This window comes from Lottiidibacillus patelloidae (genome assembly GCF_002262935.1).
Classification (GTDB): domain Bacteria; phylum Bacillota; class Bacilli; order Bacillales; family SA5d-4; genus Lottiidibacillus; species Lottiidibacillus patelloidae.
Genome location: NZ_NPIA01000006.1, coordinates 61,654 through 76,236 on the forward strand (window position 1 = coordinate 61,654; position 14,583 = coordinate 76,236).

12 protein-coding genes and 1 pseudogene are annotated in these 14,583 nt (G+C 32.6%); 8 read left to right on the plus strand and 5 right to left on the minus strand.

Features of this window, described 5'->3' with window-relative positions; genetic code table 11:
• Nucleotides 1-72 precede the first annotated feature (72 nt).
• The 5 genes from rfbB to CIB95_RS11665 all read left to right on the plus strand — a co-directional run bounded on the left by rfbB (nt 73) and on the right by CIB95_RS11665 (nt 5,000).
• On the plus strand, nt 73-1,158 hold the full coding sequence (gene rfbB / locus CIB95_RS11645; RefSeq protein ID WP_094925369.1) for a dTDP-glucose 4,6-dehydratase: 1,086 nt from the start codon (nt 73-75) through the stop codon (nt 1,156-1,158).
• A 579-nt stretch (nt 1,159-1,737) separates the two neighbouring features.
• Complete coding sequence (locus tag CIB95_RS11650) at nt 1,738-3,108, plus strand: UDP-glucose dehydrogenase family protein (RefSeq protein ID WP_094925371.1); 1,371 nt, start codon at nt 1,738-1,740, stop codon at nt 3,106-3,108.
• Nucleotides 3,089-4,114, plus strand: a complete 1,026-nt coding sequence (locus CIB95_RS11655) for a GDP-mannose 4,6-dehydratase (RefSeq protein ID WP_094925373.1) — start codon at nt 3,089-3,091, stop codon at nt 4,112-4,114. Before CIB95_RS11650 ends, CIB95_RS11655 begins: the two co-directional genes overlap by 20 nt.
• A 101-nt stretch (nt 4,115-4,215) precedes the next feature.
• Nucleotides 4,216-4,563, plus strand: coding sequence for a hypothetical protein (locus tag CIB95_RS11660; RefSeq protein WP_094925375.1), 348 nt, complete (start codon nt 4,216-4,218; stop codon nt 4,561-4,563).
• A gap of 197 nt (nt 4,564-4,760) precedes the next feature.
• Nucleotides 4,761-5,000, plus strand: a complete 240-nt coding sequence (locus CIB95_RS11665) for a hypothetical protein (protein ID WP_142296502.1) — start codon at nt 4,761-4,763, stop codon at nt 4,998-5,000.
• A 90-nt stretch (nt 5,001-5,090) separates the two neighbouring features.
• Here the strand turns inward: CIB95_RS11665 and CIB95_RS11670 are convergent, their stop codons facing one another.
• Nucleotides 5,091-7,775, minus strand: coding sequence for a tetratricopeptide repeat protein (locus CIB95_RS11670; protein WP_094925379.1), 2,685 nt, complete (start codon nt 7,773-7,775; stop codon nt 5,091-5,093).
• Nucleotides 7,776-8,179: 404 nt separating this feature from the next.
• Here CIB95_RS11670 and CIB95_RS16605 point away from each other — a divergent pair.
• Both CIB95_RS16605 and CIB95_RS11680 read left to right on the plus strand, forming a co-directional pair.
• Nucleotides 8,180-8,600 (plus strand): annotated as a pseudogene (locus tag CIB95_RS16605) (GDP-mannose 4,6-dehydratase); the annotation flags it as partial.
• The gene (locus CIB95_RS11680; protein ID WP_094925383.1) at nt 8,591-8,839 is read left to right on the plus strand and encodes a hypothetical protein; all 249 of its coding nucleotides are present in this window, start codon (nt 8,591-8,593) and stop codon (nt 8,837-8,839) included. The pseudogene CIB95_RS16605 and the gene CIB95_RS11680, both read left to right, overlap by 10 nt.
• Nucleotides 8,840-8,908: 69 nt before the next feature.
• Here the strand turns inward: CIB95_RS11680 and CIB95_RS11685 are convergent, their stop codons facing one another.
• The 3 genes from CIB95_RS11685 to CIB95_RS11695 form a co-directional block, all read right to left on the minus strand.
• Nucleotides 8,909-9,889, minus strand: a complete 981-nt coding sequence (locus CIB95_RS11685; protein ID WP_094925385.1) for a hypothetical protein — start codon at nt 9,887-9,889, stop codon at nt 8,909-8,911.
• Nucleotides 9,890-9,928: 39 nt separating this feature from the next.
• A complete protein-coding gene (locus CIB95_RS11690) occupies nt 9,929-10,567 on the minus strand; it encodes a hypothetical protein (RefSeq protein ID WP_094925387.1) in 639 nt (212 codons plus the stop codon).
• A 447-nt stretch (nt 10,568-11,014) separates the two neighbouring features.
• The gene (locus tag CIB95_RS11695) at nt 11,015-11,290 is read right to left on the minus strand and encodes a hypothetical protein (protein ID WP_094925389.1); all 276 of its coding nucleotides are present in this window, start codon (nt 11,288-11,290) and stop codon (nt 11,015-11,017) included.
• Between the two features lie 846 nt (nt 11,291-12,136).
• Here CIB95_RS11695 and CIB95_RS11700 point away from each other — a divergent pair.
• Entirely contained in the window at nt 12,137-12,688 is a 552-nt protein-coding gene (locus CIB95_RS11700; RefSeq protein WP_233144133.1) for a competence protein ComK, read from the plus strand.
• A 348-nt stretch (nt 12,689-13,036) separates the two neighbouring features.
• Here the strand turns inward: CIB95_RS11700 and CIB95_RS11705 are convergent, their stop codons facing one another.
• Nucleotides 13,037-13,777, minus strand: a complete 741-nt coding sequence (locus tag CIB95_RS11705) for a hypothetical protein (protein WP_094925393.1) — start codon at nt 13,775-13,777, stop codon at nt 13,037-13,039.
• Nucleotides 13,778-14,583 lie beyond the last annotated feature (806 nt).

The window sequence follows — 14,583 nt, forward strand, 5'->3', positions numbered from 1 at the left end:
GTTAACATTTATTATAATAGTAGTATTTTGTATTGGGAAAGTCAGCTGATTAAAAAAGAGAGGATTATGACAATGAAAAATATCTTAGTTACCGGTGGTGCAGGTTTTATAGGTAGCAATTTTGTCAAAATGATGTTACACAAGCACCCGGACTTTAAAATAATAAATATAGACAAACTTACTTATGCTGGAAATCTTGAAAATTTAGAGAGTGTTTTAGATAATCCAAACCACACTTTTTTAAAGGTAGATATTAGAAACAGAAAGCAAATAGAAGAAATATTTCAGTCACACGAAATTGATACTGTTATAAACTTTGCAGCAGAGTCCCATGTTGATAGAAGTATTGAAGAACCAGAGATATTTTTAAGTACTAACGTAATTGGGACTCAGGTACTTCTTGATGTTGCAAAGAAAAACTGGAAATTAAACCCCAGTGACAAATACTGCAGAAGATTTAAACCTGGTGTTAAATTTTTACAAGTCTCTACTGATGAAGTTTATGGTAGCTTAGGTGAAACAGGGAAGTTTGTAGAGACTACGCCTTTAATGCCAAATAGCCCGTACTCAGCCTCTAAAGCCAGTGCAGATTTACTTGTAAGAGCATACCACGAAACATATAATATGCCAGTTAACATTACTCGCTGTAGTAACAATTATGGTCCATATCAATTCTTGGAGAAACTTATTCCTCTTATGATTGTTAACTGCATTAGAGAAAGAGAATTACCTGTGTATGGAGATGGAATGCAAGTAAGAGACTGGCTACATGTTTCCGATCACTGTTCTGCTATCGATACTGTCCTACATAAAGGTAGTGAGGGAGAAATCTATAATATAGGTGGAAACAATGAAAAAACAAATATAGAAATAGTTAGTGTGATATTAAAAAAGCTAAGAAAATCTAATTCACTTATTAAATATATTAAAGATCGTCCAGGACATGACAGAAGATACGCCATCGACAATAGCAAAATAACATCACAATTAGGCTGGAAACCATTATATACGATAGAAGAGGGTATAGAAGAGACTATAGATTGGTATGTAAATAATAGTGAGTGGATTAATAGTATAATCTCAAAGGAATACACTAAATATTATGAAAAAATGTATATTAGTAAAAGTGAAGCATCTATAGTCAGGAAAGAGGGCTAATCATTCATATCTTAAATGTTAGTTTAAAGAATTTATTTTACGAATATAGGTAATATTTGCTAAAAAGATGAATGTTATAGATTTCCGACTAGAATTTAATTTTAATAGCTGAGAAAATGAAGTAATAAAGAAGATGCTACATTATATACAACAAAACTAATCAAAATTAAGTTCCTTTTTGTTTCAATCCAGTTCCTCTTCAAGTAATTCAGATAATCACTAAACCCTTTTCCCGTAGAACGTGCCTGGACTATATTGAATAACCTGACATTAGGGTCTATCATAGTGTAGGCGTAAGGTGATACATTTATTTATAATAGAGATATAAGATTAAAATATTTTCTGGAAAGATAACTAAAGTGTCGAGGGAATTGAAAAAGTAATCTATTCTAAAGATTGAACAGTACTTGCGACATATGTCCTTGGATACTCTCTCGAATTGATAATCTTTCACCACTAATAAGGATAAGTACAAAGATTTATTTGTATCAAGTAAAAATTAGAATTAATTCTAATTTGTGTGATCCCGTATGTAATTAATATATATAAATTATCATACTTATTGAAAGGAAATTAATCATGTATAAAATTGCAGTGGCTGGAACAGGCTATGTCGGCTTAGTGGCAGGTGTATGCTTTGCTGAAGTTGGCCATCACGTATCCTGTGTGGATATTGATGAAGATAAAGTAAAGTTAATGAAATCTGGCATATCTCCTATATTTGAAACTGGTTTGGAAGATTTAATGCAGAAAAATTATAATGCTGGAACAATTGATTACACAACTGATTATAAATCAGTTTATAAGGATGCAGATGCAATATTTATTGGAGTTGGTACTCCAGAGCAACCAGATGGTTCTGCAAATCTATCATATATCGCTACAGTTGCAAGGCAAATTGCTGAATCCGTTGAAAAAGATTGTTTAGTTGTTGTAAAATCAACTGTTCCAGTTGGGACGAATGATAAAGTAGAGCAATTTATCCAAGACTTTTTAGTTAGCGATGTCAAAGTAGAAGTAGCATCTAATCCAGAGTTTTTAGCACAAGGTTCAGCTGTACATGATACATTGCAAGCGGAACGAATTATAATCGGTACGGAAAGTAAATGGGCTGAAGAGCGATTGATGAAAATCTATGAACCGTTTAAATTACCAATTGTGTCAGTAAATAGAAGGTCTGCTGAGATGATTAAGTATGCTTCTAATGACTTTCTTGCACTTAAGATTTCTTATATGAACGATATTGCGAACCTTTGTGAATTAGTTGGAGCTGATGTTCAGGATGTAGCAAAAGGTATGAGTTATGATGCGCGTATCGGTAATAAATTTTTAAATGCAGGTATTGGCTATGGAGGTTCATGCTTCCCTAAAGATACAAAAGCACTTGAATATATAGCAAAACAGAACGGATATGAGCTGAAAACTGTAAAGGCTGCAATTGATGTTAATAATAAACAAAAGACAATGTTGTATAAAAAAGCTAGCAAAAGACTTATTACATTTAACGGTCTTAAAGTTGCTGTATTAGGCTTAACATTCAAACCTGGAACGGATGATTTACGGGAAGCAGCATCTCTTGAAAATGTGCCTTTATTATTAGAGCAAGGTGCAGATATTTATGCTTATGATCCGGTAGGAGCAGCTAACTTTGCGAAAGTGCATCCAGAAGATAAGAATGGCAAGGGAACAATTACGTATGTTTCTAATGTTGAACATGCATTAGAAGATGCAAACGTCTGCTTTATCTTTACTGAATGGGGAGAAGTTAAAGCAGTCACGCCTGAAAACTATAAGAAGTTAATGAGAACTCCTTTAGTGTACGATGGAAGAAATATTTATGATGTAGAACAAATGCAAGAAGTTGGAGTTGAATACCACTCCATTGGAAGACAACCTGCAAGTAGAGAAGGTAAAAAGGAGTCGAAGAACATTGAAATACAAAACTCTTAATGCTAATAAAACTTACCTTGTCACTGGTGCAGCGGGCTTCATAGGTTACTATTTATCTAAAAAACTATTAGAACAAGGATGCCATGTGATTGGTATAGATAATGTTAATGATTACTATGATGTAAACCTTAAACATACTCGTTTGGAACAGCTGAAACCATTTGATAAGTTTACCTTTATAAAAGGAGATATCTCCGACAAAGGTACAATTATCAATATTTTTGAAGAGTACAAGCCAAATATTGTTGTAAACTTGGCTGCACAAGCAGGAGTTCGTTATTCAATAGAAAATCCAGACGTATATATTCAAAGCAATGTCATTGGTTTTTACCATATACTTGAAGCATGCAGACACTATCCGGTGGATCACCTTGTCTATGCTTCCTCAAGCTCTGTTTACGGATCCAATAAAAAGATACCATTTGAAGAAACTGATTTTGTGGACAACCCTGTTTCATTATATGCATCTACTAAGAAATCAAATGAATTAATGGCTCATACGTATAGCCACTTATATAAAATTCCTGCAACAGGGCTTCGCTTCTTTACAGTATATGGTCCAATGGGACGACCAGATATGGCTTACTTTGGATTTACGGATAAGTATTTTGCAAATGAACCAATTAAGATTTTTAATAACGGTGACTTTGAAAATGACCTATATCGTGACTTCACTTATATTGATGACATTGTTGAAGGAATTGAACGCTTGTTAAGTAATCCTCCTGAAGGAGAAGTTCAACATGAATTATTCAACATTGGAAATAACAATCCAGAGAAGTTAATGACATTCATTGAAACATTAGAGAAGTGTCTAAGCACATCATTAGCCAGAGAAGTTCAATTTGAAAAAGTATTTGAGCCTATTAAGCCTGGAGATGTGGCAGCAACTTATGCTTCAACCGACTTATTACAAAAAGCAGTTGGGTTTAAGCCTGAAACTTCAATCGAAGAAGGCTTGCAGAAGTTTGCTGATTGGTATGTTGAGTATTATAAGAAAAAGTAAATTTATCAAAATCCCGTTATGCCAATTATTGGCTTGGCGGGTATATTTGTGTTATGTACAATTTATTAGCTTAGGATTATTTACTTAGGAGGATTATTATTTTGTATAAAACAAATCCGTTTGATAAACTAATTAATTATCTTAAAGAAAATAATTTATTAGCAATAGTATTACAGGTTATGTTATTATTCCTATTAATTGGTGTAAATGCACAGCAAAGAAATCAATATAGTGATGGATTTGTTTTTCTATTAATAACTATATTAATATTAATAATAGACAAAAAAACAGCCATGAACTTTTTTGGTACATCATACTTATCCTTATTAATTGTAATTCATATAAATATTTTTCAGTTAAATTCTGTAGTATTAATTAGCACTTTTATGAGTTACATAATATTTAAAAATGTACTAATTTTTGCGTGCCTGTCACTTCCCGGAGTTTGATGAAGTTTGTCGAATAAAAAAGTATGTCCAGTTTGTGCTCTTAAAGGAGCACGGGCTGTATTTTTTGTGTTTTAAAGTGTTTTGGACAGCAGATTACCGGGAATAGGTGTGCAAACAATTTTTTCAGGGGTGATTGTTTGGGTGTAGTTCAAAGTATAGGTATTAAAGGGTTGGAAGTACATTCGGTATAGGTTTAGGTGGAGGCTTCGTTAACGCGAGAATCTGTCGCACAAGTGATTGACCCAACTAGTAACTTGAAGTATATTCCGATTGAAAAAAATGCTCCAACAAGCCATTCGTGGTGGAGATTTACTGATGGAGAAGAGTTTGACACAATAACGTTAGTCATTCGTAATGAGCATTTGGGTACGATCGATACAAGCTGTAGGAAGTTGAAAAAGGTACTACAAGAAATCATTGATTTAGCGAATGAATAGTATATAAAAAGATAAATCCAGCCGGCGCTAAAGAGCGATTTTGGCTGGATCTTTTTTGGGCATGAGTACGTTAATTTTTATAGGATAGGTTTAAAGTTGCTGCATCTTTTCCTCTATTTCAGCAATGTTTTGTAATGTTCCTCGTAAACCAGGTGCTTTTTCTAGCATTTTATTGAAGTATTCTAGCGCTTCTGTATAGTGAAATTGGACCATCTTATTTTCATTCAAAGTTATATATGCTTCTGCTAAACGTTTGTGTATTTTCCCGATACTATTATTAACATAAATATAGTCAGGGCTATATTTACGAGTCTCTTCACTTAGCTTCAAGGCTTCATGAAGGGTAGCTATTGCTTGTGTTGCTTCACCTTTTGTTAAGTACAGTCCAGCAATTTCACGATATGCCGAAGCTAAACGGTTTCGTGAACTACCTTGTTGTGGCGAGAGTTCTAAAGCTTTTTGGAACGCATCTTTTGCGTCTTCGAATACTTGTAGTGCGTCTTCGTAGAATCCAACCTTAATTAACAGGGCGAGGTAGTCCACAGAGGCATGTCCCTTCTTTTCTAATGTATCTACAAAATTAGGAGCTTTTTCTAGCACACGTTCGTAAATGGATAGTGCCTCACGGAAGCTTTTCATTGCTTCTGGCAACTCATTTTTTGAACAATAATATTCTGCTAGTCGTTTGTATGCAAGCCCTTGATTCGTTAGTAAGCGCATGTTATTTGTAGCTGTTTTTCCTTGGAGTGCTTCTTTATATAAAGCGACCGATTGGTGATAACATTCTCCTTGTTTTTCTAGGTTAGTGCTACCAAGAAGTTCCCCAAGTTTTTCATATGCCAGTGCTTCGATGCCTTTACTTTCTACTGTGGAAACTTGATCGCAACAAGAAATTGCCTTCGTATAATTTTCCATCGCTTCGTCATATTTAGCAAACCGGATGTTTAATTTTCCTAGACGAATTTGTAATAGTGCTTGGTTCGTAGCGACGTCATCTCCTCTTTCCACTACAAAATCATATAGTTTATCCGCCTTAAACAAATAGGCATACGCTTTCTCATATTCTGCTATTTGAATCATGATTTCCGCTAGGTCAGTATAGCATTTAGCAACTGTTATGTTATTAGTTAGCTTTTCTTCATTGGTGATATCTATCGTTTTTTCATAGTATGTGATTGCTTTCTCATAGTTTCCTACATACATATGAATGGTAGCAAAGAAAGCATAAACATCCTCGTTGTCTGTATACATTTCGGTGACTTCGTCTTCAAAACTTAATAGCAATTGATAGGAACCAGCTTTTTTGAAAAGCTCTCCTCGTTTAAGAAACCATTCTAGCAACTCTTGAGATTTCCCCAATATACTTCCGTGGAAAAAAGCTTCCCTAAAGGCAACTGGATTATCTGCAGTAATAACGTTATCAAAATAGGAGAAGAGATAGTGATGAACATCGTTAAAAAGTGACATGCTTTGCTTCTTCATCTCTTCTTGGAGGCTAGCTCTCATAATTGCATGCATTTGCCACTCGCCTTCGTGATTTATAATGAACGAAAAGCGAAATAATTCATCATAAGCAGTCGCTGGATAGCCTGTCTTAAAGTGAGTAATGAGTTCGCGAAACAAATGTGTATCCCAAAAACGTGTACAGCTTAAAATCTTTAATGATTCTCTTTCAGAAAGGTCTAGATATCTCATGAAGCGCTCGGAAATCTCATGAGGAGTATTAGCAAAATCTTTTGTTTTAGGTATACGTTGCTCTTGAATTAAATGATAGGTATCGACCATAAGATCGAGATAGTATGGTAACCCTTGGGAAGAAGAAATCATTGCATCACGAATATCATCTTCATTTACTCCACATGACAATAAAAATTTATTGGAGTCATTTGAAGACAATTCTCCCATAAGATGTTGATCTAAAACGTCATTCCAAGAAGGGTTTATTTCGTCCCATCTTATTTTTTCTCTTCCACAAATGACCCATAACACTTCTAGTAAATGTAGCACGAACTCACGAACCCATTCATCTTTTTTATGAAAAGACCCAACTAGCCGAGCGTTTTGCCATAGTGCTTCAAAAGTGTCGATAAAAATGATGGCAGACAAGTCATTGTTCTTCAAATAATCTTTTAAATCAGCTGCCCAATAAACAGGTAGCCTCTCCTCTATTTCAAAAGGCTTCATTTCTTGCAGCTGTGCTAAGACATCTTTGCCTCGTCCATTCCACCATGAAAGCATGTCTTTGTATTTCATCATTCCCGTAATGAATTTTAATGATTTAGGTACCCATTGAGCAAAAGGGACATACTCTAAATGGTCGATTAACTCACTTATAAAACTACCTTCTTCAATAAAAGGAATATGATATGCCGGATCTTTCATATCTAATTGCGGATTAGATTTTGTCCAATATATCGCATAAGCTAAGTCAAAAGTCGTGAACTTTACTTTCTGTTCTTTACTTAATTGTTCTCTCAATGAAATTAAAGCATCACTAGCATTACGAAGTTTTTCTTCTTTAAAATCTAGTACAACGTTAATAGCTTTCGGATCTATTTCTTCAACCTTATTAAGTAATTCTGCTTGAAGTCTAGTTTTTCCAATACCACCGATGCCATAGTATGTCAGAACTTTATATTGGTCCGTCACTTTCTCTTTTAATGCTTTTTTAAAAGCAGCAGTAGGTTTTTCGCGATCAGTAAATTGCCTAACAGCAGACTGCTTTGTTTTAAATGAATGTAAGGAATGTTTAGGTCTTAAGTCGATTGGGCTCACCTTCTTTTGATAAAAATATATGATGATAGATGTTGTGCGATTGCATGTGTAATTTCTATCGTTTTTGTTTAGGAAAAAACGCACCTATCTGTTTTCAGTATTATGTTTTATACGATTGTAACTAATTTTAACTATACTTCTAGGTGGAAAACTTAACTCCTTTATTTATTGTTGGAGCTATAGTAGAAAGTTAAAAAATCCAGCTTGCACTCTTGAGAAGAAGAGTGGGCTGGATTTTTGGTGTGTTGAGAACTTATTTAGAAGGGTTCTTCTCTTGAAACAATACTCTGTACGAGTCGAGTTTAATTCTACTTTGCTAACGAGAAAAAACTTCTTGAAGAGCGTTATGTGTGTTAAAACTCTGGACGAGTCGAGTTAGTGTTGAGTGCCTGTCACTTCCCGATTTGAGAGACATTTTCGTATCTGATAACGAGTGGAGCGTAGCCTTACTTCGCTATTTCAAACAATCTAATGCCATACATTACGCATATTGCTGTCGGTAAGCTGAACAAGCTAAACGTAATCGATAGTGATTACGACACACCAGATGGTAGTTAGCGAAAGTTACTTAAAAGCACTTGAAAAAAAGTAATGGGTACAAATGGAGTGGAAGCTTATAATCTCGATACAGGACAAGGCTATAGCGTACTAAATTTAGTAAAGTCATTTGAAGAAGCATCAGGTAAAGAAATTCCTTATAACATTTTTGTTCGTAGACCAGGTGACATTGGAGAATGCTATGCAGACCCAACAAAGTCAGAAAAAGAACAAGGTTGGAAAGCAGAAAAAGGAATCTACGAAATGTGTGTGGACTCATGGCGCTGAAAAAAATGCGCAAAATCAAACTCGCTCTTGATTTAGTGACCCATTTACGTAAATTAGAAGGGGTATTGAAACATTGGTGTATGCATTGGCAGTTAATCAAACAGACTCTGCAGCTTCTGTTGTGTAAAAAAGAAAGAAAACAAAAAACTAAAGAAAGAAGCACAACTCCAAAATTGAACTTACCATCTTTAAGGTCAAAACTTTCAGCACTTTCTCAGGATGGATGTAAGTTCAGGTAAAAGAGTTAATTACAGGCTTTGGAGAATGTGCTAAGCACATATTTACCTAGTACTTACTTTTATTTTTACTTAATTTAAATTATACTTCTTTAAGTATGCTAGTCTACATAATTCCTTTACAGTTTCCATTTTTACTTTCCCCTCAACTATCCATTCAAGACGTATCCATAATTCATGTGTTGTTGGATTGTTTGTTACAGGAATATTGTATTCTTCTTGTATTAATAACGCTTCTTTTTCATGTGATTTACAGAAATGTAAAATTAATTGGTATTTGTTTTTGTATATATCAGCTTCTAGTTTTGCAAATCTATCTTTTAATGCATTCTCTTTCATATTATAATTAATACCATTTTTTGTTACTTTTAAATCATGTTCATACACTTCCACACCGATACCCATTCCGTTTAATAGAAATTCATCTATCTCGACTGCTATATCATAATAATATTGAAAGCTACTAAGTAATGTATTCTTATCGTGTTCAAAATTTCCGATACCTTTTATTATGCAAAAGTTTAAGTATTCGCTTATTAATACAATTAATCGATTATCCCTTTCACTATTATTTAATTCTCTATCTTTTACTACTCTTAAAAAGTCTAATACCTCGTCCCATTTCTTTTCAATTATTATTGGTTTATTATGACCAAAGAACTGTTTATGCCTTTCAAGTTGATCTTTATTTAATTCTGCATTTCTTATTTTCGTTTCAATGATAATATTAATCTTTTTATCATAGTCTTTTATTTTTATTACACCATCTGGTCTACTATTAGATTTATTTATTAAATCATTCTGTTCGTATTTACTATCTTCAGATATGCATAGTAGGATATTTTTTGATCTCATTTCATTAGCTAGCGATTCAGGTACTCGTTGGTGAAAGAAGTTTATTTTTGCATTTTTATTAATCTTATCTTCTTTAGTAAATAAGTATATAAATTCAATTGCATATTTAACATTTAATTCTAATATATTTAATAAAATTTTCGTTGCTTGGTTTTCATCTTGTTTATAATTACATAAAAAATTTGTATACCAATTCATACCTATAAATTACACCTCTTTTACTAGTTAATGAGTATATTAATTTAATAACCACCAAGCTAAAGAACATTCAAAAAATTCACTTTCTTTTCCCTTTTTTCCTGTAATATGAAGATAATCATTTATCTTTTCTCTAATTTGAGCCTGTTTATTTGCAAAAGACTTTACGTTCTTTATATCTAATTCTTTAAGTGTTTCTTCTAGAGCTTTACTATCAGTTATTGTAGTAAATATTTCAGTATACATCATTATTAATATTCTATGGACGTATAAGATCGGGCGTTTTCCATTTGAAAATTTATATTTAAGCAAATAATCTAATAAGCCAATACTATTTATCTTATTAATCTTTTGGTATTTAATAATTGAGCTATTTTGCTTAAGTATAATCAATTCCTTTATTTTATCTTTAGTAATGTCATCTTCAAAAAAAGTCAGTAAATTTTTCTGTGTATTTGTGGCTTGACCTTCACTTGAAATTGAATTTGGTCCATCTCCTATTATGTATCCCTTAAAAAATTCTAGCGAGTCTCCTTTCTTATAATTTAGCAATTCTTTATTAAGTAAATCAATTGTCTTCTCAGCTAATAAAAACTCCTGATGATTATTTTTCTTAGCTAAGCTTCTTTTCTTCCAAGCGGTGTCAATTTTTATAAAAGATTGATTAAGTTTATCCAAAGCCATTCTCCTCTATATAGTTAGTATGAATGAATTTTTTTGATTGAAAAATTTAGACTTGATACATTATTACCATTTAATATTTTAATATTCATAAAAAAAAGAACTTTATTTCATTAATTTACATTTATTACTTTACTCACTGCCAATATCTTGCAATCTTGAAAAGATATATTCTCCATAAAATAGGGTACCTGTCACTTCCCTTAATGAAAAGTGCTCGCTCTTTTTGTTGAGATAAGGTGGAGTATTGTTCAACTAAACGAATTAGATTACTGCAACTATTCTAGTTTAGGCAGTTATGTATAAGAAGAAGTCATGGTGAACTTTACCTAAAATGAGAAGATTTTACACACGAGATAAAGAGAAAGGAGAATTTGAGTGCGCACAAATTCAACTTCCTCACTATTTGAAGCTAGTTATGTCCCAGCCTCATTAATAATAAAATTAAAGATGATCTGGGAATTCAATTGTCATATCATTGAACATATTCATTTGGTTAAATGCTTGTCCCAGATCTCTGCAACCTTCACAGGCTTGCCCCGGTGGGAGAGTTGTCCCGAAAGTAAAACCCATAACAACTGTATGTCCTTGTCTTTCTGGACAAAGCGTTCCAGAAGCTTCTACCGGAGTACAAAACGCTGTAAAGCGTCCCGATTGGTTATTAAGATAAACGCAACAACGCATTTGTCTTAATTCTTGTTGCTGTTGAAAATTTGACAAATTATTCACCTCCTAAACTTTATTAATATATTAGATGCACGAAACTCTAAAAAGGTTTGTACCAATAAACTAATTTACAAAAAATCCTTCAAGTTACGACTGCTCTTCAACAGGGATTTAACTACAGCGCAGAACAAGGATACAGTTCAATAAAAAAACTGACAGCTTGCTGCAAAGTCACAGATGGCCACAAGCCTAATTTCTAAGAAAAACTAAGAAATAGGCTTTTTCTTTAATATTTTTTTCTCTTTAGATAAAATCGTTGTCCCACTTTTGTAAAGGAGCGGCAACACCAGGTGAAAATAGCCTAAGAAGGATCAATTATTACATAGTTCAGTTCTTCATTTATTTTGCGTTTGGCTGCTTATAGTCTCAATCATCTCCCATTCTTTACTTCTCATAGCATCTTGCTCCCACCATTACCAAAGTCAGGCTTATATTCAATTTCCTTACACATTCAAAAATTAAATTCTTCATGACTTTGTTAGTGCTCTGTCCTTAATAATGAAATTTCTAAAAAAATATAAAAAATTCCAAAAATAGGTTTATAAAATTTTTCAAAGTGGGTATAGGAATATAAACACCTTGGATTTTCAACAAATAGATAAATAATATTGAAGGGAGAGAAGAAAGATGAAGGTAGAAATTATTCATAGTGTAGAGGTGAGCTAACTGTAGTTGATTCCTATCAGTCTTCTATTTGTAATGTAGATTTGTAATGTAGATGAGAGATGAAAGTAGAAAGCTATTTACCCTTAAATTACTTTGTTAATTATTTATTCTAGTAATAATATCACTCGTGTGAAAATTATGATTTTGAAAAAAATTTAAGGAGGGAAATGAGTGATGACTTACTTTAATAATCTTTTTAATAAATCACTTGAAAAGAAGGGGCGAATTGATATGGCCGGAGGAATTACAACTCAAACACTTTATTTAGAAAAGGTAAACCATCCAGATCATCTTACAAAAATAAAAAATGCTAATGAGAATGAGGCAGTATTTAGTAAAAATAGTTGGAAAAAATTAATGGACGAAGCTTGCATTATAAGTGGATCTACATATGAAGGGCGCAGAAAAGCAATCCAGAAAACATTTCAATATATTCAACGTACGGTCATTCCTGTATTTCCAGAACATGGAGTAGTTGCAGTGCCAACGCACTCGCCAGACAATGACGAAAATATCTGGTTATTTTTCCATCACGTTCTAAACATCATAGAAATAGATAAAAATAGTGTAGAAGTCATTTTCAGTAATGGGGAGAAAAAGAGAATTAACGTATCGTATGAATCTTTAGACAAACAATTAATGCGTGCAGCACGAGTAGCAAATAGATTTACACCATTCTCTCCTCCGCAACCTCCATATGGCGGAGACTTCTCTTTTTCAGTGTAGTGCAGGTGTGCTTATCACTTGTTGTTGGTTGTCTAATTTAGAACCAAAACCAGTCCTTGCTTATATAGCAAGGACTGGTTTTTTTATAGTAAGGTTTGATGTATTAATAGAGTATTGGCGTTACTTCAATCCAATTGGTACACATGAGAGTGGTCGTATTGGGAAGATCCGCTAGCGAAATTCCAAATGACATAAAGCCGTATATTAAATAAGTCGTATTAGGGAAGTTATCTAAATGTGTTCGGGGATGACCAATAAATACGAGGTGGTACGGTGTCAGGAATTTCATACTCTAGTAAAAGTTCACTTAAAAGCCATTTAAATAAAGAGGATTCTGAAGCTAATTAATTATTTATCGAATCTCTTTAAATATTCTTCCCCATTCTTTATGTTATTCTTAATCCTTTCTCTAAGCAATAATGAAATTTCCCCAAACTCTCTATAGTGGTGTTCTATCAATTCTCTAATCTCAAATTCGAAAAAAATTAAATCTATTGATAATGGTGTCATCCCAAGCTTAAATAATTTCATAGTATTAAAAATAGCCAGATAAAATGAAGTAACAATTACTGAGATGCATAACCAAAACAATACCTCATTAAATTCATTTGGTATTAGCGTTATAATAAATGAAACAAATGTAGAAATAATGTTAAAAATAATTATTGCTATGGTATTTTTAAAAGCATTAAGAATATCTGAATACGTTTTGTTAATAATTAAATAATTATTTAGTAGATTATCTTTATGCTTTTTTGTTCTAAACATATCCAAACTATACATATTCAATTGTTTTTTAAAAGTGTCTGGCATTTTTCCTGAAGATAAAGAAAAACCAGCTACAATAAACCCTAGTAACCCAAAAAATCCAGCGCCTAATGCTAAAAGTAAAGTTCTAGCATTCTCCATATATTCAACAATGTTTACTTTAGCAAGAGGTAAAGTGAATGAAATTAAATACAATGATAGAACAGAAAAAATAAATGACAAAACCCTATAGTTAGTAATAAAGTTTATTACTTTTAAAATTTTCGTATTCTTTTTATCAGCCTTCTTGTCATTCCTTTTTATTAAATTTAATTTGAACATATCTACACCCTCCAATTATATTGCATGTTAATTTTCACCACATATATCCTATTTTCGACAAAGTATTTAATAATCCTTTATAAACAAAGGGGCTTGCAGGCGGATACAGTGGAAGAAGAGAAGAGATAGAGGGTGGTTTATTATTTGGTTGCTTTGAAACATTGGTAGGTGCAGTATATTATTGGATAGATATGTAATAAAAGAGAAGAAAAGTGTTATATATCTTAAAAATCAAATCGCTTCTCCATAATTCTAAAGAGGCAGATATGGCCGATACCCGAATTGGGAGCGTCTATTTCTATGTGTTTTAGTGAATTACATAGAAAGTGAAATCATTAAGGTTTGCTGTACCAAAAGACCCTTTTGCAGGCTTTAAAATCTACTAACTAGGATATAAATATATAAATAGTTTTAAGTTGTTGGTAATACAATATCTATTAGATAACACTTATAGTTTCCATATATTATTATCTAAAAGAGTATAAAGTTTAGCCTCCCCATTAATGAAAACCCCCTTTGTTATCAAGTCTGAATTAAAGATTTAACCACTCCAAAATGATTATTGTTCTAGTGTGATGAAACCGTAGGATTATAACAGTTTTTATGCGAGAACTGTTGCTTCCAGTATGTATTTCCAAGCTTGTATTAGTTATATACAGCACCTGTTCATATTGTTCTTCATATCTATCGTGATAAATTAACTAAGAAGTTGGTATTATCAAAAGATTTAAATATATAACATTATTTCAAAGGATATAATGCTTATGTGTCGAAAGTACTATTAATATAGTCTTTAATGTAAAATA

What these genes read in the sequence shown, in the direction of transcription:
- rfbB (WP_094925369.1), top strand. Translation starts at nt 73, where the DNA reads ATGAAAAATATCTTAGTTACCGGTGGTGCAGGTTTTATAGGTAGCAAT.
- CIB95_RS11650 (WP_094925371.1), top strand. Translation starts at nt 1,738, where the DNA reads ATGTATAAAATTGCAGTGGCTGGAACAGGCTATGTCGGCTTAGTGGCA.
- CIB95_RS11680 (WP_094925383.1), top strand. Translation starts at nt 8,591, where the DNA reads ATGGCGCTGAAAAAAATGCGCAAAATCAAACTCGCTCTTGATTTAGTG.
- CIB95_RS11685 (WP_094925385.1), bottom strand. Translation starts at nt 9,889, where the DNA reads ATGAATTGGTATACAAATTTTTTATGTAATTATAAACAAGATGAAAAC.
- CIB95_RS11700 (WP_233144133.1), top strand. Translation starts at nt 12,137, where the DNA reads ATGACTTACTTTAATAATCTTTTTAATAAATCACTTGAAAAGAAGGGG.
- CIB95_RS11705 (WP_094925393.1), bottom strand. Translation starts at nt 13,777, where the DNA reads ATGTTCAAATTAAATTTAATAAAAAGGAATGACAAGAAGGCTGATAAA.